Source organism: Tessaracoccus pujii, assembly GCF_054483895.1.
In genome coordinates this window covers 740,464-762,846 of the sequence record NZ_CM137012.1, presented here as the reverse complement: position 1 = coordinate 762,846, position 22,383 = coordinate 740,464, and the positions used below count along the sequence as shown (strand labels likewise).

The window sequence follows — 22,383 nt, the reverse complement described above, 5'->3', positions numbered from 1 at the left end:
GTCGCCGCGACCACGCCACCGACGGAGGGACCTCATGAGGATCAAGTTCGGTCAGTCCAGGCAGTCGACGATCGGGATCGAGTGGGAGCTCGCCGTCGTCGACGCGCACACCATGGAGCAGGTGCCGGCGGCCGACGTGGTGCTGTCCCGGGTCGACGATCCGGTCAACGGCCCCATCCGCTCCGAGTACCTGACCAGCATGATCGAGATCGTCTCCGGCGTGCACGCCACCGTGCCGTCTGCGGTGAAGGAGATGCGCGGGCACCTGGAGCGCGCCCTGGCGCTCCTCGAGCCGCGGGGTTTCACGCTGCTCGGCGCGGGGGCCCACCCTTTCGGTGATCCGGCCCGCCAGCTTCCCGGCGACAAGCCGCAGTACCGCCGCGTCACGGAGCGCAACGGGTGGTGGGGTCAACAGATGGCCATCAACGGCCTCCACATCCACACCGGCATCGACCACCGCGACAAGGCGTTGCCGATCGTCTACGGCATGGCCCGGTTCGCGCCGTACTTCATCGCGTTGTCGGCCTCGTCGCCGTTCTGGATCGGGGAGGACACCAGGTTCGCCTCGCAGCGCACGATGATCTTCCAGCAGCTACCCACCAACGGCCTGCCCTATCACATGAGCGATTGGGCGGAGCTGGAGCGCTACGCGTCGCAGCTCGAGGGGGTCGGGTTGATCCAGAACCCCTCGGAGATCCGGTGGGACGTGCGGCCCTCGACGTGGGGGACGGTGGAGAACCGCACGATGGACTCGGTGCCCACGTTGATGGAGATCGGTGCGTTGACCGCCTTCAACCAGTGCCTCGTCGAGCGGATGTCACGGGCGTTGGCCCTGAACGAGCCCATCCACCGCCTACCCTTCTGGTTCATGCGGGAGAACAAGTGGCGGGCGGCGCGCTACGGGCTCTCCGCGGACATCATCACTCCCCGCAAGGACGAATACCTCATCCACGTCAGCGACGGCATCCTCCGCTGGGTGGTGGAGCTCACGCCCATCGCCGAGGAGCTGGGGTGCGCGGAGAGCCTGGCCCACGTCGAGGACCTCGTGCGGCTGGGTCCGAGCTACCTTCGGCAGCGGCGCGTGGCGGGCGCCCACGACGGGGACCCCGTGGCGGTCACCCGGGCCATCGCCGCGGAGCTCCGCGCCGGTCAGCCATCGTTCAAGGAGTCCAGGTGAAACCCTTCCTTCTGCTCAGCACGCGGCCCGAGGACGACGCGGCGGCGGGCGAGCTGGAGGCCGTGGCGCGGCTTGCGGGCCTCGCCGCGGACGACGTGGTGCAGGTGCGCGTCGAGGCCGCTCCCGCGCCGGTGGTCGACCTCGACTCGTACTCGGGCGTGTTCCTCGGTGGGGGGCCCTTCAACTCCAGCGACACGCACAAGTCCGCCCTGCAGGTGCGGGTGGAGGCGGACCTGGACCGGATCATCACCGAGGTGGTGGAGCGCGACTTCCCCTTCTTCGGCCTCTGCTACGGGGTGGGAGCGCTGGCCGGCCGGATGGGCGGGGTGGTGGACCGCAGCGTCGGCGAGGACGTGGGAGTGGTCACCGCCACACTCACCGACGAGGGCCGCGCGGATCCCATCTTCGACGGCGTGCCGGATCAGTTCCACGCGTTCACCGCCCACAAGGAGGGCTGCCGGATCCTGGCCCCGGGAGCCGCGCTCCTGGCCACGGGAGTGACCTGCCCGGTGCAGGCTTTCCGCCTGGGGAAGCGCGTCTACGCCACCCAGTTCCACCCCGAACTGGACTCCGCCGGGCTGGCGGCCCGCATCCGCATCTACCGCGACGCCGGCTACTTCGACCCGGCCGACACCGAGGATCTGGTGGCCCTGGCGGAATCGTCGACGATCACGCACGCCGTCCACGGCATGCTGCGCAACTTCGTGGGCCTGGCCCGCGAGCGCGACGGTCAGTCGAGGTAGTCCCGGATTAGGAACGCTTGAACGCTATGCAATCCAGTTTGTTAGGCACTAGGTCGACTACCGCTGTGGGGTGAAATATCACCGACTGAAGGGGTCGCAATGTCCACCACCACAACCAACTCCCTCGGCAGCTCACCACTGGGCGCCGATCACCAGGACAACGGCGGCAATCCGCTGTTCGTCGCCACACCGCGCCGGGCGGCAGGCTCGGCCCTCGTCGGCCTCGTGGGCGCTGAGCGCCTGCTGAGGATCGTCCTCGATGAGCTGGCAAGCATCACGGGCCGGCGCTTCGATCTGTCGTCGCCGGTCGCTGAGCTGCTGAGCGCGGCGCGTGCGGCTGAGGTCGACTTCTCGGCCCTCGTCGCGGCCGCTGAGGATCAGCTTGCCGCTGAGGCGGTGGCACGATGAGCGCCATCATCTACACAACGCCGGAGTCCGCGCCCGTGGGCACGCTGGCGCACCTGCAGAGCTGGCAGTCGGTCGTCTCCATGCTGGCGATTGAGCGGCGCGACGAGCTCGGTGCAGCCGCGGAGCAACTGCCCTATGAGAGCATGTCACGCGCCCGGCTGGAGCTGCTGCTCCACGCCATCGACAAGGCCATCGAGGCGCAGGACGCGTTCCGTGCCGAGTGTGCGGCGGCGGCACGATGAGCGCGGGGGTCGAGGTGCTGGACCACGGCCAGGTGCTAGAGGTCCGGTTGCCCTCGTGGCTCACCGACGACGAGCGACAGGCCATCGTCGAGGAAGTGCGGCGGTTCATCGCGGAGCAGGTTGAGGCGGTGCTGGGGCGATGAGCGCGACGCGGTTCAACGTCCGGCCGGCGGATGCCCAGAGCACCGTTCTGAAGCCGACGCCGGGGAAGGGCAGGCGGAAGGCACACCTGTACTGGATCGCGGATGGCGACGCGGCCAGAGCGATGGGGTTGGGCGAAGCGCTCGCGTTGTGCCGCCGCGCATGGGTCCCGCTGGACAGCCCACTGACCGTGACGGCGTCTCTGCTCTCCGATGGCTCGGTGGTGACCGACAACGCGCCTGACGCGTGCCGGGTGTGCGACTCGATGTACAAGGCGTGGGCGCGGCGGTACTGGGGCAACGAGGGCCACTGACCGCCGAACGACGGGCGGGCCGATTCCTACGGGGGTCGGCCGTTTCAACTTCCGCGTCCACGGATGCAGAAGCTGGGTGCAGGTCCGTCTGGGGGCTCAAAAGGTGGCGTCCAGCACTTCGCCGGTCAGCGGGTTGATGCGCTCGTCGGGATCAGGTGCGTGATATTCACGCACCTTGGCCAGGTCCGCACGGACGGGCGCGGTGGAGGCAGCGTTGGGCTCAGGTGGTGCATCGCGCACCACGTGCTGCGTGTCCGGTAGCCGTTACGGGCGGTGATCGCGTGGGCGGTGCTGTGTGCCGTTCTGCGGGCCTCGGTGCTGTGGGGGTGCCCGGTGTGCGTCGAGGGGGCCGTGGGGCTGTCAGGCGGGCCAGCATGACGAAAGGGGCCGGTTCAAGGGCCCGTTGGTTGAGACCTCAGAGAGAGCGAGGCACAGTCCCGCATAGGGGGCCCGTGGCGGGGGTCACGGGGTGGGGGCCAGGGTCCGACGCTCGGTCTGCCCCACCCCGGCTAGTACTCGTCGAGGTCGGGGTTCCACTCGATGTCTCCGGGTGTCTCGGTCCACTGCCAGATGTCCACGTCGGGATGCTCGGCGTGCCACTGGTCGAGCGCTGCGGCGTAGTTGTCCCACTGTTGGATGGGTCGAGCGCCGGGCCACTCACCGGTGCGGAAGCGGCGCAGCTTCTCGGGCACGGGGTTGTGGTCGTCGGCCTCGGCGCGTCGTCGTCTCATGGTTCACCTAGATCAGGTCGGGGTCATAGGCGTGGCCGATGGCGGGCCAAGGCTCGGTCCACTGCTCGGTGTCCACGTCGGGGTGGGCGTTGGCCCATGCGAGCAGCGCGGCGCGGTGGGCGTACCACTGGCGCAGCTCGGTGTCCCCGGGCCACTCTTCAGCACGGAAGCGGCGGAGGTTGAGCGGCATCGGGTTGGTGTCCTCGGCAGGGTGGCGGCGTCTCACGCGGCACCGCGCTGGTACACGCCACGCACGCCACGCGCGGGCGGTAGCTCGTCCTCGTCGAGGGCGGGGACGCTGAGGGTTGCGAGCAGGCGGGCCAGGGTCAGGCGCTGCTGTCTGACCTCGGCCACGGCAGGATGTAGGCGCATGCCCTGGGAGCTGGGCAGCATCAGCCCATCGGTTTCGATCTGATCGCGGAGTGTGGCCACCAGGTCACGGGTCCGGCACGCTTCCTCGAGGATGGCGGTTTCATGCTCGGCGCCCTCGAAGTCGTCGGTGACGGAGCGCCAGAGCTTCCGGCCGGCGGCTCCGAGTCCGGCCGGGGCGGTGGGGGTCTTGCTCATCGGTCGTGTTCCTCTCGTGTCGTCGAGGGGGCCGGCCCGCCGGGTGCCCAACCAGAAAAGCACCGGCGGCCGGCCAGTCTCAGGGATGCGGGCGCTACCGGACCGCGTAGGGGGCCAGGGTCCGACGCTCGGCCGCGTTGACCTGGGCGAGGTCGAGGGTCACGCCGGTGACGTTGCGCACCTGGTCGAGGTGGACGGTTGCGAGGTCGTCGGCGGTCATGGTCACCAGCTCGGGCAGGGGCCGGGCGTTGACGCTGCCGCCGGAGGTCCGGGCCGCGCCCACCCACCAGCCTTGCAGGCGGCGGACGCGGGCCAGGATTTCGGCGCGCTGCCGGTTGGCGCGGTCGAGGGCGTCGAGGTAGCGGGCCACGTCGCGGCCTACGAGGGTGCGCAACCAGTCGGCCAGACCGACGGCGGTGTCGGCGCTGCCGTCGAGGTAGTAGAGGTTCGTCCGGGCGTTGTCGCCGACAATCTCAGCGAGGCGGGCCAGGTCAGCGGCGGCGGCGTCGAGGGCTTCTCGGTCCCGGTTGAGGTCCGCCGCGGCGGTGGTGGGGTTGCCGTCGAGGCTGGCGGTCAGGTCGGTACGGCGGGCGTCGAGGTCGCGGGCGGTGTCGGCGCGTAGTGCCGTGGCGCGGGCAGCAGCAGCGGCGGCCATGTCCGTGATGCGGTCCCATCGCCACAGGGCCCGGCACATGGGTAGGGGCAGGTCCTCCACGGGGGCCGGGTAGGCGCCCCACCGGTTACGGGCAGGCTCGGCCAGCTCGGCGCGGAGCTGGTTCTCGGGTGGCAGGTCTGGGCCGGCTCCTCGGAGCTGGTCCTCGGTCATGTTGGCGTAGTCGAGCACCACGCCCGGATCAAGGGCGGTGGTGGTCTCGTCGATGGTGGCGGTGTCGGTCACAGTCGGTTCTCCTGGGTGAGGTTGCCGTCTTGGTCGACGGCGGAGAGCAGGGCGCTCAGCTTCTGGTTCTGCACGGTGAGTTGGTCGCGGACCGTCATGGGCTGGCGGGCCTGGCGGATGAAGTCGACGAGCTCGGCGTCGGTCATGGTCCCGACGAGGTCGAGCGCGGCGCGGTCGTAGGTCACGGGTTCACTCCTTCGAGGTGTTCGGTCACGGCTACCCGGTCGAGTAGCCATCGGCCGCCGGTGAGCCGGCCACCGAGCTGGGGCGCCAGGCGTCGCGCGGTGCGCTCGGAGCATCCGAGCTGGGCGGCGGCTTCATGGGTGGTCATGGCATCAGGTTGCACGTCGGCATCCTCGGCGGCGTCCGTGTGTCCCGCTGCGGCCAGGGCCTCGGCTAGCTGGGCGAGCTGGCGCGACGGCGGCAGAGCGTTCCGGGCCCGGGCCCGCTGTGCCACGGCGACGGCGTAACGGCATGCTTCGAGGGCCGGGCCGGTGAGCAGCACGGCACCGGGCGGCAGGCGGTAGACGCTCACCGGCGGCGGGGGCGTCGGGCCAGGCGTGAGCACTCGGGGCACCCTCGGCCGCGGCCGTCGACGTACTTCTCTGGGTGCTCCCCGCACACATACCGGGGGAACATCGGCAAGGGCTCGGGCGGGGCCTCAGGCGGCCGCTGGGCCAGGGCCGGCGGCGACTCCACGCGGCTGGCGACGGCCGTCGCGGTGCCGATGGCGTGGCAGGTAGGGCACCGGCGCATCGGGTCACCCTGCTTGCCCATGAATCCCCGGACGGGCACGTCCTGCGGGCAAGTGTCGCGGTGACGGAATCCGCTGGTAATCATCGGGCCACCCCCTCGGCGTCGAGGGCCATGGTCCTTCCGCATCCGGCGGCGGTGCGGGCTCGTCGAGCGGCACGGGCCTTCCTGCGATGGGTGGGCCACTGCGTGGCGTTGGTGGACCTCATCGTTTCTTCTCCTTCATCGTGGTGGTCGAGGTCTTGGCCAGGGGCGTCCGGTCGACTCCCCAGACTCCGTGCGTTTCGTAGGCGCCGGCCGCGTGGCAGGCGTCGAGGGCCGGGCAGGACGGGCACCAGGCCAACGTGACAAACTCACGTTCGTCTGGGTCCTCGGAGATCGGCAGCAACGAACCGTGGCACGGCACCTGGCGCCCGTCGCGTGTCAGCTCTTGGAGTCGGTCACCGAGTAGGCGGTGGGCGGCCACTGCGGCAGTGTTGCGGCGGCTCACTGGTTCACCCCGTAATGGCAGTCGAGGCACTCGTAACCCATGAGATCCCGCTCTGAGCTGTTGGGACCTCCGCATACGGGGCAGGCGGGCCTGTCGTCTTCCGACGGTTCCGACGGTTCCGACGGTTCCGACGGTTTGATCTGGCCCTGTGTTGAACCGTCGGAGTGCTCGGTTTCCGATGGTTCCGACGGTTCCGACGGTTCCGACGGTTCCGACGGTTTGATCTGGCCCTGTGTTGAACCGTCGGAGTGCTCGGTTTCCGATGGTTCCGACGGTTCCGACGGTTCCGACGGTTTGATCTGCCTATCCGGCGAACCACCGGAGAGCGCATCTAGTGCGGCATCGAACTGGATCCGGCGGGCCTTGCGGCGGCTCACCGTCCGGCCTCGCGCGCCGGCGTTCCCGTTCCCGTTCCTGACGTACCCCCTATGTGTTCAGGAACGGGAACGGGAACGGGCCGTTCCCTGAGTGCCTTCGCCACGTCACTGGCCAGGCTGTTGGAGCATCCGAGCGCCTGTTGAATCGCCTTCACGGTGGCGCGTGGTCGGTCTGCCTCGGGCAGCTCGTCGAGCTTGTCGAGGGCCTCGGCCATCGTCATGGCTCCCCGGCTCGTCGGGCCCTCCGTGGGCCTCGCGGCTGACTCTGGGGCCTGCTCGGGTGAGTAGACGTACCAGCGCAGTTTCCCGCTGTCGAGGGCTTCCAGGTGAAACAGGCCGGCGTAGGGTTCGCCGCGCTCGGATGGGCAAGCCGCGCGCAGGCTTCCATGCCGGTCCTTGCGCAGGGTCAGCCGCGCCTTGCCACCCCGGCCGGGGGCGAACGCGTCGACAACCTCCACGCGGATCGAGGAACCCCCGACCGCACGGGCCTTCGCCGCTGTCCCGGTGGGGCCCTGCTCGCGACTCTCCCGGTTCTTGGCCAGGTGGTCGACTGCGACGACGCACGCACCCGCCCGTGCCAGCGGCTTGAGTACCTTCGCGTGCGCGGCAGTGAAGTCGTCGGGGCTGTTCGAGCTGTACCCGAAGATCGGCAGCAGCTCCCCGACGGAATCAACCATGGCGACGTCCGGCCGCCACGCGACGCACGCACGGATCACGGCGAGCAGGTGCGCGCCGTCGTCGGGTTCCACGTACCTGAACCGGTCAGGGTCGCTCAGAACGTCGGAGTCCACGCGCAGGTCGAGCAGGCGCTGAACGGTAGCCTCCGGGCCGTTGTGGTCAAGGTCGATCACGACCGCGCGCCCACCGTCGGCCAACGACTCGGCCACGCCACACAACACGAGCCAGCTTTTCCCGCTCTCCGGGTCACCGAACACAAGGTTGACCTGACCGGCGTAGAACAACGCCATGCTGTCTGTCCGGTGAACCCATCGCGGCCGGGGTCGAGCCGGGGCGCCGCCGGCCATCATTGCGGCGATATCGAAGAACAGCCCGGGCTTGTCGTCCACGTCATCCGGGAACGTTCCGGGAACGTCAGGAGGAATCTCAGCGAGGGGCGTTCCCGTTCCCGTTCCTGCCGACATAGGGGGTACGTCAGGAACAGGAACGCGGAACGTCTCATCCACGAACGGATCGAACGGCGGCTCAACGTCAGCCAGGCGCGTGGCGTCGATGTAGCTCGTCACGCGGCCACCCCCTCGATGATGGCGACGACGAGGGCCTCTAGATCGGCGCCGATCGGCGTGGGGTACCGGCGGAGTAGCTCCGCGTGCTCGCGTGCCGCTGCGGCCTGCTCGGTGAGCCGTGCGTGCCGTTCTGCCAGGTCCTCCCGGGTGGCCTGCCCGTGGAACTCACCAGCACGCGGCCGTGCGTTGTCTAGGTCCTCGGCGCGGCGGATCCAGTGCCAGGGCATGGCCTCGGTGATGGCGTCCTCGAGCATGCGGACGGCGTACTGCGTCAGGCCGTCGGCGACGTTCTGAGGTAAGCTTGAGACAGAGCCGCGAAACTCTTCGATGCCGTCCGGGCCACCAACCGGGCGGCATTTCGCAATAGTGCAGGTCATCGGCCACCGCCGACTGAGTCGAGCTCAGCGAGCTCCGCATCGGCAGCCTCGGCCTCGGCCAGCATTGAGCGGGCACGGCGGGCTTGGGCCGATTTCAGGGCAAGACGCGCGTAGTACGCCTTGCGAAGATGGGTGGCCTTGCGGGGATCCCCGCCGGCCTCGGCCAGGAATCGAGCATCCAGCGCGGCGCGCGCAGGGGCCGTTCGTGCGGTTCGGTCATCGGTCTTCGCCCACGAATCATGGGCGGCGATGGAAGCTCGAAGCTTCCTTTCGGCATCGGCAGCCATAGCGAGGAATCCCTCCAGGGGAGTTCTCTCGCGAGTGGCCCATACTCACGAACTTGGTTCGTCGCCGATCACAACGGGCTCAGTGCTGACTAGGTTAGCACAGCGTCCCACCTGCCAGCCGTCCGAACGATCGAGACAGCGGCGGGTGTGTGACAGCGAGGACAGACAACGGCGGTGCTGAAGGGCTCCATGGTGGCGGCGTGAGCTGCCCTGTCGAGGTCGCGAGGGATCTCGATGCTTCGGGCAGGCATGTCTGCGTGCGGGTCTGACAGCTCGGTATCGAGGCGGCGGGTGATGGTCTCGCCGAACTCGTCGCTACCGCTCTCCTCCCATTGCTGGCGGGCGTCGAGCAGCTCCGCGCGGAGTCCTTGCGGATGTCCGTCGCGGCCTCCGACGATCTCGAGGCGGCGCAGACCGTCGGCCACCACAACGCGCGCCATGGCCCTTCCATCGCGCGGGCAGCGAATCGTCTTCTCGACTCTCATCACAGCTCCCCCAGGTTGAGCGATCGGGCCTCGGTCACCGCGCGCTCCTCGGCGCGGGCTCGGGTGTAGCGCTGGAGCATGTCGGGCGTACTCCATCCAGCCATCGCCATGAGGCCACCCTCAGAACCGCCCTTCTCCAGCCACCTATGGGCGCCTGTGTGGCGCAGGAGGTGCGGGTGGAACCCGTCGACGCCGGCGCGGTCCGCGCGCATCCTCAGCGTCTTGTGCAGGGCGTCATAGCTGAACGCCTTCCCGCGGTCACCGAGCCACAAGGCGCTTGTGGTGGCGAGACGATGGGACCGGCGGAGTCGGCGGTAACGGTCGATCGCCAGGGCAACCTCCGGGGCCAGCGGGACAACGCGACCCTTCCCGCCCTTCCCGCGGCGCACGATGATGTGCGGCGGGTCCTTGGTCAGGTTGAGGTCTTCGATCTGGAGGGCCACCACTTCGCCGGCGCGCATCGCGGTGGTGAACATCAGACGGAGGATGGCTTCGTCGCGCTTGTCGCGCATCTCGGTGCCGCGGCAGGCGTTGAGCAGCGCGCGGAGCTGGTCGTCGCTGAGGGGTTCCACCACTTCTTTGTCCAGCTTCGGCGCCTTGATGCCTAGGAGCTGGTCGACGTCGGTCTCCCCCTCGTCGGCCAGCCAGGCGGAGAACCGGCGCACGGCCAGGTGTCGGGACACGGCGGTGGCTGGTCTCGCGCCGTCGGCCAGGAGGGCGTCGACGAAGCTTCGCAGGCGCACGCGCGTCAGCTCGGGAACCTGATCGTTGTCCTCGCACCACCGGAGGAACGCGCGAACGCCGTCACCGTAGGACTTCACAGTCTGCGGCGACTTGCGTTCAGCGCGGAGGGCAAGCTCCCATGAGGCGAGCATTTCGGCCAGGTCTACGGCAGGTGCTGGGCGTTTCGGCATGCCGTCAGTCTAGCCCAATATCCTTGACTAGAGCGCTGTGCGCCCCTAGACTAGGGGAAGAACTCCACAGATTCGGCCAATATCCCTAGTCAACTCGATTAGCGGCGAGTCAGGCGAGATTCCGTCAGTCCAGATAATCCCGGAGGACCTGGGAGCGCGACGGGTGGCGCAGCTTCGACATGGTCTTGGACTCGATCTGCCGGATGCGCTCGCGCGTGACCCCGTAGACCTTGCCGATCTCGTCAAGGGTCTTCGGTTGACCATCCGTGAGGCCGAATCGCATCGACACCACACCCGCCTCGCGCTCGCTGAGCGTGTCCAGCACGTCGTTGAGCTGCTCCTGCAGGAGCGTGAAGTTGACCGCGTCCGCGGGGACGACGGCCTCTGAGTCCTCGATCAGGTCACCGAACTCGGAATCGCCGTCCTCGCCCAGCGGGGTGTGCAGCGAGATGGGCTCGCGGCCGTACTTCTGGACCTCGACGACCTTCTCCGGCGTCATGTCCAGCTCGACGGCGAGCTCCTCAGGGGTGGGCTCACGTCCCAGGTCCTGCAGCATCTGGCGCTGCACGCGGGCCAGCTTGTTGATGACCTCCACCATGTGCACCGGGATGCGGATGGTGCGGGCCTGGTCCGCCATGGCGCGCGTGATGGCCTGCTTGATCCACCAGGTGGCGTAGGTGGAGAACTTGTAGCCCTTGGTGTAATCGAACTTCTCCACCGCGCGGATGAGGCCCAGGTTGCCCTCCTGGATGAGGTCCAGGAACAGCATGCCGCGGCCGGTGTAGCGCTTCGCGAGCGAGACCACGAGGCGCAGGTTGGCCTCGAGGAGGTGGTTCTTGGCTCGGCGCCCGTCTTCGGCGATCCACTCCAGGTCCTCGCGCTCGTCCTGCTTGAGCTTGTCCGTGGTGTGGATGCGCTCGTCGGCGAAGAGGCCGGCCTCGATCCGCTTGGCCAGCTCCACCTCCTGGACGGCGTTGAGCAGCGCCACCTTGCCGATCTGCTTGAGGTAGTCCTTGACCGGGTCAGCCGTGGCCCCGGCGGAGACGACCTGCTGCTCCGGCTCGTCGGCGTCGTCGGAATCAGAGAGCGCGAAGCCCTCCTCCTCGACGAGCTGCTTCACCAGCGGCGCCTCGCTGGCTTCGTTGAATGAGGAGTCGTCAACCTCGTCGAGGGAACGCTTCTTCCCGCCAACAGTGAGGACCACGTCGTCCCCCTCGCGCTTGAACTGGACTTCGACTTCGCCGGTGGATGCCTGGGCGACGGTGGGCACTTCCGCCTTGGCGGCTGCCTTGGCCCGCGTGCGCGGGGCGGCTTTGACAGTGGATTCGCCGGCGGCGGCCGGCTGCGCGGCGCGGGTGCGAACGGCTGCCCGGCGGGTTCGTGTCGGCTTGCCGGTTCCTTCAGCGTCCTGCGTCACATTGGTCCTCTCGCGGGCATCTACTGGTTTCAGCGCGTGCGTCGCCCCGCCTTAGTCAAGGGTGACGCGCCCCCCATTCTTGCACGCGCCGGGCGACCACTCAAACGAACACCCGTCAGGGTCGTCCCGTACGATCTGGGTCGCAATTCTCAACCGGCTGCCCGCGCGCGGGAACCCTTTTCGCACCCCATGCGTTGTTGGAGATGACGAGTACGAAAGGTTGCCAGAGATATGAACACTACTGTGCGTACACGAACCAATGACGGCATCGACGGCAAGGACGCGGTGGGGCTGTACCTCGACGCCATCGCCAAGACGCCGCTGCTCAACGCCCTCGACGAGGTGGAGTTGGCGCGGGCGATCGAAGCCGGGCTCTACGCCCGCAAGATCCTCGACGGCGAGATCGAGTCGGCGGTGCCGGCCACCGACGAGGAACTGCAGGAGGTCGCCGCAGACGGCGAGCGGGCCATGCAGCGCTTCATCCAGGCCAACCTGCGCCTCGTGGTGTCCGTCGCCCGCAAGTACGGGCGCGCCCAGATGCCCATGCTGGACCTCGTCCAGGAAGGCAACACCGGTCTCATCCGCGCGGTCGAGAAGTTCGACTACGCCAAGGGTTTCAAGTTCTCCACCTACGCCACATGGTGGGTGCGGCAGGCGATCTCGCGCGGTATCGCCCAGCAGGCACGCATCGTCCGCCTCCCGGTGCACGTCGCCGAGCAGGTCAACCAGGTCTCCGCGGTGCGCCGCAACCTGGAGCGTCAGCTGGGCCGGGATCCGGAACTCTCCGAGATCGCCGACGAGCTCGGCATCGAGGAGAGCAAGATCGTGGATCTCATCCGCTACTCCAGGGACCACGTCTCGCTCGACGCACCCGTCGAGGCGGACGGGGACACCGCACTGGGCGACCTCATCGCACGCGAGACCTCGCCCGGGCCGGATGAGATGGTCCTGGACGCGGAGGAGCGCGCGCGGCTCGAGGGGATGCTGGCGGGCCTGGACGAGCGCTCCCAGGACGTGGTGCGTCGCCGCTACGGCCTCCTCGACGGCCGCCAGGCCAAGCTCGCCGACATCGGTGTGCACTGGGGCATCACGGCGGAGCGGGTGCGCCAGATCGAGCGGCAGGCGCTCGCCACGCTGCGCGCCGGTCAAGGGCTCGCCGCCTGACCACCCGCTGCGTCCCCTGAGCACCGCGGCCCGCTCCCCCTCCCCCGGGAAGCGGGCCGCGGTCTGTGTCCGGGGCGGTGTCACGACAAGACGCGGATGAGCCCCTCCTGCGCGCACGACGCCACCGCCACGCCGCCCTGGAACAGCCTGCCCATGGCGAAACCACGCGCGTGTGAGGCCGACGGCGACGTCATGTCGTAGAGCAGCCACTGGTCCACGCGCACCGGGCGGTGGAACCACATGGCGTGGTCGATGGACGCGGCCTGCATCGACGGTGACAGGAACTCCACGGGGTGGGGCACCGTCGAGACGCTGAGCAGCGTGATGTCCGACAGGTAGGCCAGCACCGCCGCGTGCAGCAGCGGGTCGTCGGGCATGGGCTCCCTCGTGCGTACCCAGGCCCGCATGCTGCCGCCACCGTCGACCATCTCCGGTCGCGCCGCAAGCCGCACGTCCAGCGCGTCCCACTCCGCGACCAGCCGAACGCTGGCCCCGAAGCGCCGCTCCAGCACGTCGTGCAGCGATGGGCAGGACTCCGGCACCGACACGTCGACCGGTGGCGCCACGGAATGGGTGAGCCCCTCTTCCGGTTGCTGGAACGAGGCGGTCATCTGGAAGATCACCGAGCCCCCCTGCCTGGTGACCACTCGACGGTTGCTGAAGGTGGCGCCGTCGCGCATCACCTCCACCTCGAAGTCAAGGGGCTGATCGATGGCCCCGGGGCGCAGGAAGTAGGCGTTGAGCGAGTGGACCACCCGGTCCGCGGGCACGGTCCGCGCGGCCGCGACGAGGGTCTGACCGAGCACCTGACCGCCGAAGAGGCGCTGCAGCAGCGTGGTGGGGTGCGGCCCGCGGAACCGGTTCTCACCGGTGGCGTGCAGGTCGAACAACGCGATCAGTTCCGTAACGTCCTTGGGCACGAGGACCATCGTGCCACTCAACGGGCCTGACGGATCGCCTGCCTGATGCGCTTGGCCGAGATCGGCACCGCTGTGCGCAGCTGTTGCGCGAACAGGCTGACCCGAAACTCCTCGAGGAGGAAGGCGATTTCCTCCACCTCGGGCGGCAGCGGCCCTGGCGGCTGCGCGTCGGTCAGCTCGGCGTACGCATCCTCCACGTCGTCGATCTCCGCCTGGAGACGGGCGTCACGCTCGGGCTGGGAGGCGGCGGCCTGCAGCCGCGCGACGGCGGCCTCGGCGTACCGGGGAAGGTGCGTCAGCCACGGGTCGGGGGTGGCCGAGATGAACCGCGCGAAGAAGAGGTTGTCGAGCTGGGCGCTGACGTCGCGGCGCACCGGGCTGGCGGCGGCGAATCCCGCGAGGAGAAGCCGGGCCTGCGTGACGGAGGCCAGGGCCTGGGCGGCGATGGACACCACCTGCCGGGTGCGCCCGGGGCACTCCTGCCGGACCGCCAGCGCGACCCTCGCGTAGTCGGCCTCCGAGCGAACGTCCACGATCGGGCCCTGCTCGGCGGCGAGCTGCTCCCCCGCCTTGAGCCAGGCGTCGGCCAGAAGCTCCGGCACGCTCGGGTACGCCGAGTCCGCCAGCGAGAGCTTCTCGTGCCGGCCGAGGTGCCCCACCACCCACTTCGTCGGATCCGGGTTGGTCAGCGTGAGGAGCCTGCGGACCCCGAGCGTGTGGGAGCGGGCGGCCTTCTGCGGCGAGTCCAGCACCTGCACGCCCACCGTCCTGCCCTCGTCCACGAGCGCGGGGTAGCCCAGCACGCCCTTGGCGACGGCGCTCTCCCGCGGGACGGTGCCGAAGGTCCAGCTCCGCTGACCGGAACTCACCAGGTCTCCCGCGGAGGCGGTGAGCTTCGCCGCGACCCTGGGGGCGAGGGTCACCGCCAACATGTCCAGGTCGTCTCCGCGTGCCACTTCTCGTCCGTTGTCGACGACGACGAAGGTGGGACGGAGGTGGCCGCCGATCGTCGTCGGGGCGAAGCTGTCCGGCCCGACGACGACGCCGGTCAGCGCCGTGAGTGCCCGCGCGAGCGCCTCGGGAAAGCTGCCCTCGCCGACCTCGCCGCGACCCTCGAGCCAGGCCAGCGCCCGCGCGGCGTAGTCCGGGGCCGGGACGAAGCTGGTGCGCAGCGCCTTGGGCAGCGAGCGGATGAGCTCGGTGGCGAGTTCGCGGCGCAGACCGGGGACCTGCCAGCTGAAGCGGGCGCCGTCGAGTTGGTTGAGGAGTTCCAGCCGGACCGTGATGGTCACGCCGTCGCTGCCGGATCCCGGGTCGAAGACATAGTGGATCGGCAGTGTGTGCGGCCCGGCCCGCCACCGGTCCGGGAAGTCCGAGGGCCGCAGCTGCCTGGCGTCGACGACGGCGTCGTCGATCATCAGCCTGGGCCACTGCTCCTCAGGGATGGAGCGCAGCCACGCGTCGAGGGTGGCGGCCGAGACCACGTCCGCCGGGATGCGCTCGTCGTAGAAGGCGTACAGCGCGTCGTCGGAGATGAGGAGATCCGGCCGGCGCATCCGGTCGGTCATCTTCATGGCCTCGTCGAGCACGGCCCGGTTGGCCACGACGAGGCGCTGCCTGGTCTCCCAGTCCCCCTCCACGAGCGCGCTGCGCAGGAAGATCTCGCGGGCCTCGACGGGGTGGGTCGCGGCGTAGTTGGTGCGCCGGCCGGCGATGATGGGGACGCCGAACAGGCTGACGGTCTCGCTTGCCACGACGGTCCCGGAGCGACCCGACCAGCGCGGCTCGGACAGCGTGCGCGTCAGCACGTGGCCGCCGACCTGCTCGATCCACTCCGGCCGCACCTCGGCCACGGTGCGGGCCCACAGCTGAGAGGTCTCCACCAACTCGAAGGCCACCACCAGAGGCGGCGTGGAGCGCGCCAGCGACGACCCGGGCTGGATCGCGAACCGGGCGCCGCGCGCCCCCTGGTACAGCGTGAGGGGACGCCGCCTCCCGGGCTGGCCCTTCGTCTTCTCCTGCTCTGCGAGACCGACGTTGGACAGGAGCCCCGTCAGCAGGCAGGTCAGCACCTCGGGCATCGGTGCGTCGCCGGTGGCGTCGAGGTCCAGCTCCTTGACCGCCTCGCGCAGCTGGGAGACGAGGTCCTCCCACTCGCGGAACCGGACGAAGTTGAGGTACTCCTCGCGGCACATGCGCCGGAAAGCGTTGCCGGACAGCTCCCGACGGCGCCTTCGCAGGTAGGTCCAGACGTTGAGCAGCACCTCGAAGTCTCCACCCTCGAGGCTGGTTCTGGCCGCCTTCTCCTGCCGGGTGCCCGTGTGTGCGGTGTGGCGCAGCGGCGCGCCGTCGGGTTCCACCGCGGCCGGGACGTCCGTGCCCCAGAACCTGCGGTGCAGCTCGTCGGCCTTCGCCTGGAACTCGGTGGGCCGTTCGCGGATGTCGGGCACCGTGAGTCCGGCCACCAGCACCAGCACCGTGCCGAGCGTCTTGCGGCGTGCGCCTTCGATCAGCATCCGGCCGAGCCGCGGGTCCACCGGCAGCCTGGCCAGCATGCGGCCGGTGCGGGTGAGCCGGACGTGGTCATGGCGCTTGCGGGGATGCAGGGCGCCGAGCTCGGTCAGCACTCGGACGCCGTCGTTGATCTGTGAGATCACGGGCGCCTCGACGAAGGGGAAGGACTCCACGTCACCGAGCCCGGCCTGCGCCATGAGGAGGATGACGGTGGCCAGGTTGGTGCGCAGGATCTCGGGCTCGGAATACAGCGGGCGGGAGTCGAAGTCCTCCTCGCTGTAGAGGCGCACGGCGATGCCGGGGCCGAGGCGGCCGCAGCGCCCCGCCCGCTGGTTCGCCGAGGCCTGGGACACCGGCTCGATGGGCAGCCGTTGCACCTTGGTGCGCGCGGAGTAGCGCGAGATGCGGGCCGTGCCCACGTCCACCACGTAGCGGATCCCGGGCACGGTGATCGAGGTCTCCGCCACGTTCGTGGCGAGCACCACCCGTCGGCCGCTGTGCGGCTGGAACACGCGCTGCTGCTCGGCTGAGGAGAGCCGGGCGTACAACGGCAGCACGTCGAGGCCGGTCTTGAGCTTGTCGATGGCCTCGGCCGCGTCGCGGATCTCGCGTTCACCGCTGAGGAAGACGAGGATGTCGCCGGTGGAGGACTCCGTGACGATCTCCTCCACCGCGCCGGCGATGCCGTCGATCTCGTCCTGGTCCTCTCCCAGGGGGCGGTAGCGGGTCTCCACCGGGAAGGTGCGCCCCGACACTTCGACGACGGGTGCGCCGTCGAAGTGCTCCGAGAAGCGGGCGGTGTCGATGGTGGCGGAGGTGACGATGATGCGCAGTTCGGGCCGCTGCGGCAGCAGTTGCTTGAGGTAGCCGAGGAGGAAGTCGATGTTGAGGCTGCGTTCGTGGGCCTCGTCGATGATGATCGTGTCGTAGCGGCTGAGCAGTCGGTCGTGGGTGAGCTCGGAGAGCAGGATGCCGTCCGTCATCACCTTGATCCGGGTCTGGGCCGTGACCTTGCGCGTGAAACGCACCTGGTAGCCGACGAACGCGCCCAGCTCGACGCCGCACTCCTCCGCGATGCGCTGCGCGACGGTGCGGGCCGCGATGCGTCGCGGCTGGGTGTGCGCGATGCGCTCCCGGCCCGCCAGGAGGCAGATCTTGGGCAGCTGCGTGGTCTTGCCCGAGCCGGTCTCCCCGGCCACCACCACCACCTGGTGGTCGCGGATCAGGCCCGCGATGCGCTCCGCCTCCGCCGCGATGGGCAGGGAGGCGACGACCTCGACGTCGGGGGGACGCGTGGAAGGGTCCGGGCTCATCGAGTGATGAACAGCGGGCACTCCGCGTGGGCCATCAGGCCACGCATCAGGCCGCCGAGGCTGAAGCCGGGAATGTGGGACTGCCCCACGCCCAGCACCAGGAGGTCGTAGCCGGCACTGCGGCTGACCAGTTCGTTGATGGGGGTGTCCGCGGCCACCAGCACCTCGTACTCCACGCCGGGATGGCGGGCCGCCACGGTGGCTGCGATGGCCTCGATACCGCCCTTGGCGAACCGCACCTGCTGGTCGAGGTCTGAGGGGCTGAGCCGCTTCGCGAACAGACCCACCGGGGGCTGAATGGCGTGGACGATCTCGAGACGGGCGCCCAGCCGCTCGGCCTGGAGGAATCCGGCCTCAAGAATCTGCTCGGACCCAGGGCTGGTGGTGAGGCCCACCCCCACCACACCCTTCTGCCCGACGGGGTCGGGGTGGGCGGCCGCGGAGATGACGACGACGGGGCAGGCGGCATTGGCCACCACGGCCACCGACGTGGAGCCCACGAACATGCGCTCCAGGCCGGTGGCGGCGCGCCGGCCGACCACCACGAGGCTCGCGATCTCGCTGAGGCGGGCCATGACGCCGCCTGGGGAGCCCATCACCACCTCGGTCTTGATCCGGTCCTCCGTGAGGCCCATCCCCAGGGCCACGTCCTTGGCCTGTTCGTTGGCGGTGACACCGGCGGACTGGAGCACCTCGGGGTCGTAGACCACGCCCCACGCGCCCGCCATGAGGGTGTCGTCGACGGCGTTGACCAGGAGAAGCTCGCCGCCGTAGCGCAGCACTGTGCCCGTGCCGAAGCGGACGGCGCGGAGGCCGTCGTCGCTGCCGTCGACGCCGACGACCACCAGGGGTGTGGTGCGTTCGCTCATGTCTGGACTCCTCACTGTTGGATGACGCCGGAAACGACGCGCCCGGCGATGGTGCTCGCGGTCACGGCCAGCCCCACCGGCCTGTTGCCTTCGAGCCAGCTGCTGCTGGCCACGTCCGCATCCGCCGGGCCGCTGATCCCGCGCACGAGCACGGACCAACCTGTGGCGGTCTCCTGATCGATCTCGTCCACCTGGAACGCGACATCGGTGCGCTGGGTGAGCCCCGCGAGGAACGACTGCGGGGACGTGTGGAACACGATGGCGCCGTCCACCACACGGAAGTTGACCGGCACGACGGCGATGCCGTCCGGGGCCATCCACGCGACGCGTCCCACGACGGCCTCGGTGAGGAGCGCCCAGCATTCGTCGGCGTCGAGCCGAGAGAAATAGGTCACGGGCTGAGGCTCGGTGGTCATGCCTCCACTGTAGTGCTCGCGCGGCGTCCGGGGAGGTCAGAACGTGGTGCGGCCGCCGAGCTTGGTGGCGAGCTCGTCGTCGATGCCGTCGGCGATCTGGCTGAGCGCGAACAGTGCCTGGTGCAGGTGCGCCGGCACGAACGGCTGCGCCGCCACCGACAACTGCACGAAGACGCGGTCGCGGTGGAGGGCGAACCGGCCATATCGCGATTCCACGTTGAGGTCGTTAAGCACCTCGCAGGCGCGGGACCTGCCGATGACGTCGTGCACCAGGGCCGAGAACAGCACCAACTCGGCGCCGTCCGGGGTGGACCGCAGGAACACCATCGTGGAGCCCACGCGGATGGCGACGTCGCCCAGCTCGTTGCGCAGCGTGGGGTGGCGGTACAGCCGGCGCAGTTCGTCGTCGACCAGCGAGTCCAGCTCGGCGCGGGAGCCAGGCATGACGGCGGTCTCCTCGCGCGAGAGCTTCCGCGGCGTCAGTGGCGCCCACGGCGCCTCTCCCTGCAGGATCTCGGCCAGCTGATCCGGATGGAGGAATACGGGGTGCAGGACCCCGAAGACGCCCGTCAGGGTGCTGGTGGCGAGTTCGGCCAGCGTCGACGACGCCTCCTGGTCCACCTCGGCGTGGAAGCGCAGCACCCCGTCGCCCTCGGTCCACCCGAGGCCCCGCAGCGCCTCCGCCTCCTCGGGAGTGGGCTGCCCGGCGTCGGAACCCAGCACGTAGCCCGCCACCACCAGCGGCGCCACCATGGAAAACCTGAGGCCGGGACGCAGCGCCGCGGCGTCCGGATCAGCCACGGAGATGGTGAGGTCCTCTGTCCCGTCCATGACGGACAGCACCTCGCCCAGGCGGAGGGTGAACTCCTCCCAGGCATGCCGCTGGGTGGCGTCGAAGTCGAAATCGCGGTAGTCGGCCACTGGAGTACCTCCTCGCGGATCAACCTAGCAAACCCCGCTGGGCTGCAGGCCACCCCGCAAACCCTAGGCTGGGCGGCATGTGGGAGGCGCTCGAGGGGTTCAGCACGATCGGTCTGGTGGTGGCCGTCGGCTTCGTCCTCGCCCGCGCGCGGCTGGTGGGCCGGTCGGCGCAGCGTGCGCTGGGCGACGTGGCCTTCTACGTCGGCCAGCCCGCGCTGGTCCTGGTGGCGGTCGCCGGCGCGGACGTGCGGCTGCTCGTCGGCTGGCACGTCGTGGCCTTCGGTGGGGCCTGCGTGCTGGCCGGGTCGACGTTCGCGCTGCTCATGGCCCGGCGGTGGCGGACGGGCCGCGCCGAGGCCGCCATCGGCTACCTGGCCACGAGCTACGTCAACGCCGGCAATCTCGGGATGCCCATCGCGGCCTTCGTCCTGGGCGACGCCGCCTGGGCGGCCCCGGCGATGCTGCTGCAGGTGCTGATCCTGCAGCCGAGCGCCGTCGCGGTCCTGGAGTCGTCGACGGCGGGGCGCGGACGCTCTGTCGTGCGCAGCTTCGCCACCCACCCGCTCGTCATCGGCGGCCTCATCGGCCTGGCGGTCAACCTCAGCGGCTGGCAGGCCCCGACGGCGCTGTGGGCGCCACTCACCCTCCTGGCAGACCTCGCGATCCCCGCGATGCTCCTGGCGTTCGGCATGTCGCTGCACTCCAGCCCCCTGCCCCGCCGATTGTCGCGGCGCATCGTGGCGGCGATCGTGACGAAGTCGTTCGTCGTGCCGGCGCTGGCGCTACTCATCGCCCTCGCGATCGGCCTCACCGGCACCCCGCTGCGCGCCGCCGTCGTGCTGGCCGCGCTGCCGACGGCGCAGGTGGTGTTCGTGCACTCCGTCCGCTATCAGGTGGGGCTCCGCCTGGTGCAGGCGACGACGCTGTGGTCCACGCTGCTGAGCGTCCCCGTCATCGTCGCGGCCGGGGCGCTGCTGCACTGAAGCCGCTAAGCTGGCGGCCCGCCCGCAGCACCTTGGAGCGCCATGTTCGATCCCACTTCCTGGGACGCGCCGTTCGTTGTCGTGGTGTCGGCACTGTTCGTCATCGTCATGCTGCGCGCCAACGGCGCCTACTGGCTCGGGCGGGCGCTGGCCGCGGGTGCCCGTCGCACCCGGTGGGAGCGGCTTCTGGCATCGCGGCACTACGCCACCGGAGCGCGTTGGCTGACCAGATGGGGCGCGCCGGCGGTCTCGCTCTCGTTCCTCACCATCGGGATCCAGACCATGGTGAATCTGGCTGCGGGAGTGGCGCGGATGCCGCTACGCCGCTACCTTCCGGCCGTGGCCGTCGGCTGCCTCATGTGGGCCTTCATGTACGGCACTGTGGGGTTCATCGGGTGGGTCGCGGTGCTCGCCCTGTGGGACCGTTCGCCGCTTCTCACCGTCGCCCTCCTGGCGCTGGCCGCGGCGGGCATCCTCTGGGCCGTCGCCCGCCGCGATCCGTCACCGGAACCCGTCCCCGCGGAGTAGGCTGCCGCCCGTACCTGCCCAAGGAGGCACCCATGGCGGATCAGCGCCGCGCAGACCGGCTGCTGCGTTCGCTGCGGCTCAAGCCCACACTGCCCGCCTCCGCCGAGGCTCCCTCCACGGAACCTGCCCCCACACCGAGCACCGTCCCTGCTCGTGTCACCTCCATCGTGGACGCGGGCATCTACGCCGACGGCAGGCGGGTCGCCACCCCGGAGACGTTCGAGGAGGCCTTCCGGCTCCTCGACCAGCAGCCGGACGGCTTCGCCTGGATCGGGCTGTACCGCCCGAGGCACTCGGACATGGCCCTCCTGGCCGAGGAGTTCCGGCTCAGTCCCCTCGCCGTCGAGGACACGATCACCGCCCACCAGCGGCCCAAGTTCGAGCGATACGAGGACGTGCTGTTCCTCGTGCTGCGCGCCGCCCACTACGTCGATCGCAGCGAGACGGTGGACTTCGGCGAGGTGCACGCCTTCGTCGGCGACAGGTTCGTGGTGACCGTGCGCCACTCGGAGACCCCGGACCTCACCCGCGTGCGGCAGCAGCTGGAGTCAACGCCGACGGTTCTGGCGAAGGGGCCCAGCGTGGTCCTGCTGCGGCTGCTCGACGGCATCGTCGACGACTACACCCCCGTCGCGATGGGCATCGAGAACGACATCGACGAGATCGAGACGCAGGTGTTCACCGGGAGTTCCCGGGTGTCGCGGCGCATCTATCAGCTCTCCCGCGAGGTGATCGACTTCCAGCGGGCCGTGCGGCCCCTCAAACAGATCATCGAGGGAGTGCGGGGTGACCGGGTGTTCGCCTCCGCCGGGGAGCGCCGCCGCCAGGAGCTGCGCGACATCGAGGACCACGCCATCGCCATGATCGAGCGGGTCGACATCCTCCGCGAGACGCTCAAGGGCACCCTGGACCTCAACATCTCGCTCCAGGCGCAGCGACAGAACGAGGAGATCAGCAACATGACCGCCTCCAGCTTGAAGCAGGCGGAGGAGACCCGGCGGATCGCCGCGTGGGCCGGCGTCCTGTTCGTGCCCAGTCTGGTCACGGGCACCTACGGCATGAATTTCGCCTACATGCCCGAACTCGACTGGGTGTGGGGCTACCCCTTCGCCCTTGTGCTGATGCTGGTCACCGGGGTGGGGATGTACACAGTGTTCAAGCTCAAGGGCTGGCTGTAGCCCTCCCGAACCC

Annotated in this window: 30 protein-coding genes; 10 read left to right on the top strand and 20 right to left on the bottom strand. The window is 69.7% G+C overall.

The window, feature by feature from the left end; all coding sequences use genetic code 11:
• Window positions 1-34 precede the first annotated feature (34 nt).
• From ACX1D0_RS03740 to ACX1D0_RS03715, 6 genes are all read left to right on the top strand, one after another.
• Complete coding sequence (locus ACX1D0_RS03740; protein ID WP_459019561.1) at window positions 35-1,177, top strand: carboxylate-amine ligase; 1,143 nt, start codon at window positions 35-37, stop codon at window positions 1,175-1,177.
• Window positions 1,174-1,920, top strand: a complete 747-nt coding sequence (locus ACX1D0_RS03735) for a glutamine amidotransferase (RefSeq protein ID WP_459019560.1) — start codon at window positions 1,174-1,176, stop codon at window positions 1,918-1,920. Before ACX1D0_RS03740 ends, ACX1D0_RS03735 begins: the two co-directional genes overlap by 4 nt.
• Before the next feature lie 99 nt (window positions 1,921-2,019).
• The gene (locus ACX1D0_RS03730) at window positions 2,020-2,328 is read left to right on the top strand and encodes a hypothetical protein (protein ID WP_459019559.1); all 309 of its coding nucleotides are present in this window, start codon (window positions 2,020-2,022) and stop codon (window positions 2,326-2,328) included.
• Window positions 2,325-2,570 (top strand): hypothetical protein, encoded by a 246-nt coding sequence (locus ACX1D0_RS03725; RefSeq protein ID WP_459019558.1) that lies wholly within the window; start codon window positions 2,325-2,327, stop codon window positions 2,568-2,570. Before ACX1D0_RS03730 ends, ACX1D0_RS03725 begins: the two co-directional genes overlap by 4 nt.
• The gene (locus ACX1D0_RS03720) at window positions 2,567-2,713 is read left to right on the top strand and encodes a hypothetical protein (protein WP_459019557.1); all 147 of its coding nucleotides are present in this window, start codon (window positions 2,567-2,569) and stop codon (window positions 2,711-2,713) included. Before ACX1D0_RS03725 ends, ACX1D0_RS03720 begins: the two co-directional genes overlap by 4 nt.
• Window positions 2,710-3,024: a hypothetical protein gene (locus ACX1D0_RS03715; RefSeq protein WP_459019556.1), complete on the top strand. Its 315-nt coding sequence runs from the start codon at window positions 2,710-2,712 to the stop codon at window positions 3,022-3,024. Before ACX1D0_RS03720 ends, ACX1D0_RS03715 begins: the two co-directional genes overlap by 4 nt.
• A 96-nt stretch (window positions 3,025-3,120) precedes the next feature.
• Here ACX1D0_RS03715 and ACX1D0_RS03710 read toward each other — a convergent pair whose 3' ends face one another.
• From ACX1D0_RS03710 to ACX1D0_RS03640, 15 genes are all read right to left on the bottom strand, one after another.
• Window positions 3,121-3,264 (bottom strand): hypothetical protein, encoded by a 144-nt coding sequence (locus tag ACX1D0_RS03710; protein ID WP_459019555.1) that lies wholly within the window; start codon window positions 3,262-3,264, stop codon window positions 3,121-3,123.
• Between the two features lie 269 nt (window positions 3,265-3,533).
• Window positions 3,534-3,755: a hypothetical protein gene (locus tag ACX1D0_RS03705; protein WP_459019554.1), complete on the bottom strand. Its 222-nt coding sequence runs from the start codon at window positions 3,753-3,755 to the stop codon at window positions 3,534-3,536.
• 7 nt (window positions 3,756-3,762) lie between these two features.
• Window positions 3,763-3,981, bottom strand: a complete 219-nt coding sequence (locus ACX1D0_RS03700; RefSeq protein ID WP_459019553.1) for a hypothetical protein — start codon at window positions 3,979-3,981, stop codon at window positions 3,763-3,765.
• Window positions 3,978-4,322 carry a hypothetical protein gene (locus ACX1D0_RS03695; RefSeq protein ID WP_459019552.1) on the bottom strand — a complete coding sequence of 115 codons (345 nt, stop codon included), beginning with the start codon at window positions 4,320-4,322 and terminating at the stop codon, window positions 3,978-3,980. Before ACX1D0_RS03695 ends, ACX1D0_RS03700 begins: the two co-directional genes overlap by 4 nt.
• Before the next feature lie 94 nt (window positions 4,323-4,416).
• The gene (locus tag ACX1D0_RS03690; RefSeq protein WP_459019551.1) at window positions 4,417-5,220 is read right to left on the bottom strand and encodes a hypothetical protein; all 804 of its coding nucleotides are present in this window, start codon (window positions 5,218-5,220) and stop codon (window positions 4,417-4,419) included.
• Window positions 5,217-5,405 carry a hypothetical protein gene (locus tag ACX1D0_RS03685; RefSeq protein ID WP_459019550.1) on the bottom strand — a complete coding sequence of 63 codons (189 nt, stop codon included), beginning with the start codon at window positions 5,403-5,405 and terminating at the stop codon, window positions 5,217-5,219. The genes ACX1D0_RS03690 and ACX1D0_RS03685 overlap by 4 nt, the downstream gene beginning before the upstream one ends.
• A complete protein-coding gene (locus ACX1D0_RS03680; protein WP_459019549.1) occupies window positions 5,402-5,788 on the bottom strand; it encodes a MerR family transcriptional regulator in 387 nt (128 codons plus the stop codon). The genes ACX1D0_RS03685 and ACX1D0_RS03680 overlap by 4 nt, the downstream gene beginning before the upstream one ends.
• A 268-nt stretch (window positions 5,789-6,056) precedes the next feature.
• Window positions 6,057-6,182 carry a hypothetical protein gene (locus ACX1D0_RS03675; protein ID WP_459019548.1) on the bottom strand — a complete coding sequence of 42 codons (126 nt, stop codon included), beginning with the start codon at window positions 6,180-6,182 and terminating at the stop codon, window positions 6,057-6,059.
• Window positions 6,179-6,463 (bottom strand): hypothetical protein, encoded by a 285-nt coding sequence (locus tag ACX1D0_RS03670; protein ID WP_459019547.1) that lies wholly within the window; start codon window positions 6,461-6,463, stop codon window positions 6,179-6,181. The genes ACX1D0_RS03675 and ACX1D0_RS03670 overlap by 4 nt, the downstream gene beginning before the upstream one ends.
• Window positions 6,464-6,836: 373 nt before the next feature.
• Window positions 6,837-8,084, bottom strand: coding sequence for an AAA family ATPase (locus tag ACX1D0_RS03665; protein ID WP_459019546.1), 1,248 nt, complete (start codon window positions 8,082-8,084; stop codon window positions 6,837-6,839).
• Window positions 8,081-8,461, bottom strand: a complete 381-nt coding sequence (locus ACX1D0_RS03660; RefSeq protein ID WP_459019545.1) for a hypothetical protein — start codon at window positions 8,459-8,461, stop codon at window positions 8,081-8,083. The genes ACX1D0_RS03665 and ACX1D0_RS03660 overlap by 4 nt, the downstream gene beginning before the upstream one ends.
• Window positions 8,458-8,748 carry a hypothetical protein gene (locus ACX1D0_RS03655; RefSeq protein ID WP_459019544.1) on the bottom strand — a complete coding sequence of 97 codons (291 nt, stop codon included), beginning with the start codon at window positions 8,746-8,748 and terminating at the stop codon, window positions 8,458-8,460. Before ACX1D0_RS03655 ends, ACX1D0_RS03660 begins: the two co-directional genes overlap by 4 nt.
• 89 nt (window positions 8,749-8,837) lie before the next feature.
• A complete protein-coding gene (locus tag ACX1D0_RS03650) occupies window positions 8,838-9,188 on the bottom strand; it encodes a hypothetical protein (RefSeq protein ID WP_459019543.1) in 351 nt (116 codons plus the stop codon).
• Between the two features lie 44 nt (window positions 9,189-9,232).
• On the bottom strand, window positions 9,233-10,147 hold the full coding sequence (locus ACX1D0_RS03645) for a tyrosine-type recombinase/integrase (protein WP_459019542.1): 915 nt from the start codon (window positions 10,145-10,147) through the stop codon (window positions 9,233-9,235).
• A 124-nt stretch (window positions 10,148-10,271) separates the two neighbouring features.
• Window positions 10,272-11,597, bottom strand: coding sequence for an RNA polymerase sigma factor (locus ACX1D0_RS03640; RefSeq protein WP_459020377.1), 1,326 nt, complete (start codon window positions 11,595-11,597; stop codon window positions 10,272-10,274).
• Window positions 11,598-11,795: 198 nt separating this feature from the next.
• On the opposite strand from ACX1D0_RS03640, the gene ACX1D0_RS03635 reads away from it, so the two are divergent.
• Window positions 11,796-12,728, top strand: coding sequence for a sigma-70 family RNA polymerase sigma factor (locus ACX1D0_RS03635; RefSeq protein WP_459019541.1), 933 nt, complete (start codon window positions 11,796-11,798; stop codon window positions 12,726-12,728).
• An 80-nt stretch (window positions 12,729-12,808) separates the two neighbouring features.
• On the opposite strand, the gene ACX1D0_RS03630 is transcribed toward ACX1D0_RS03635, so the two are convergent.
• Genes ACX1D0_RS03630 through ACX1D0_RS03610 form a run of 5 tightly spaced genes read right to left on the bottom strand, consistent with a single transcriptional unit; the run spans window position 12,809 to window position 19,681 of the window.
• Window positions 12,809-13,657 carry an acyl-CoA thioesterase gene (locus ACX1D0_RS03630; RefSeq protein WP_459019540.1) on the bottom strand — a complete coding sequence of 283 codons (849 nt, stop codon included), beginning with the start codon at window positions 13,655-13,657 and terminating at the stop codon, window positions 12,809-12,811.
• A gap of 8 nt (window positions 13,658-13,665) precedes the next feature.
• Window positions 13,666-17,475, bottom strand: coding sequence for an ATP-dependent RNA helicase HrpA (hrpA, locus tag ACX1D0_RS03625; protein WP_459019539.1), 3,810 nt, complete (start codon window positions 17,473-17,475; stop codon window positions 13,666-13,668).
• Window positions 17,472-18,344 carry a universal stress protein gene (locus ACX1D0_RS03620; RefSeq protein WP_459019538.1) on the bottom strand — a complete coding sequence of 291 codons (873 nt, stop codon included), beginning with the start codon at window positions 18,342-18,344 and terminating at the stop codon, window positions 17,472-17,474. The genes hrpA and ACX1D0_RS03620 overlap by 4 nt, the downstream gene beginning before the upstream one ends.
• Window positions 18,345-18,355: 11 nt before the next feature.
• Window positions 18,356-18,760, bottom strand: coding sequence for a pyridoxamine 5'-phosphate oxidase family protein (locus tag ACX1D0_RS03615; protein WP_459019537.1), 405 nt, complete (start codon window positions 18,758-18,760; stop codon window positions 18,356-18,358).
• Window positions 18,761-18,796: 36 nt separating this feature from the next.
• Window positions 18,797-19,681 (bottom strand): T3SS (YopN, CesT) and YbjN peptide-binding chaperone 1, encoded by an 885-nt coding sequence (locus ACX1D0_RS03610; RefSeq protein ID WP_459019536.1) that lies wholly within the window; start codon window positions 19,679-19,681, stop codon window positions 18,797-18,799.
• A 77-nt stretch (window positions 19,682-19,758) separates the two neighbouring features.
• Between ACX1D0_RS03610 and ACX1D0_RS03605 the strand changes: the two genes are divergently transcribed.
• The 3 genes from ACX1D0_RS03605 to ACX1D0_RS03595 are packed head-to-tail and all read left to right on the top strand — an operon-like array spanning window position 19,759 to window position 22,370.
• Complete coding sequence (locus ACX1D0_RS03605) at window positions 19,759-20,664, top strand: AEC family transporter (RefSeq protein ID WP_459019535.1); 906 nt, start codon at window positions 19,759-19,761, stop codon at window positions 20,662-20,664.
• Between the two features lie 42 nt (window positions 20,665-20,706).
• Complete coding sequence (locus ACX1D0_RS03600; protein ID WP_459019534.1) at window positions 20,707-21,192, top strand: DedA family protein; 486 nt, start codon at window positions 20,707-20,709, stop codon at window positions 21,190-21,192.
• A gap of 32 nt (window positions 21,193-21,224) precedes the next feature.
• The gene (locus ACX1D0_RS03595; RefSeq protein WP_459019533.1) at window positions 21,225-22,370 is read left to right on the top strand and encodes a magnesium and cobalt transport protein CorA; all 1,146 of its coding nucleotides are present in this window, start codon (window positions 21,225-21,227) and stop codon (window positions 22,368-22,370) included.
• Window positions 22,371-22,383 lie beyond the last annotated feature (13 nt).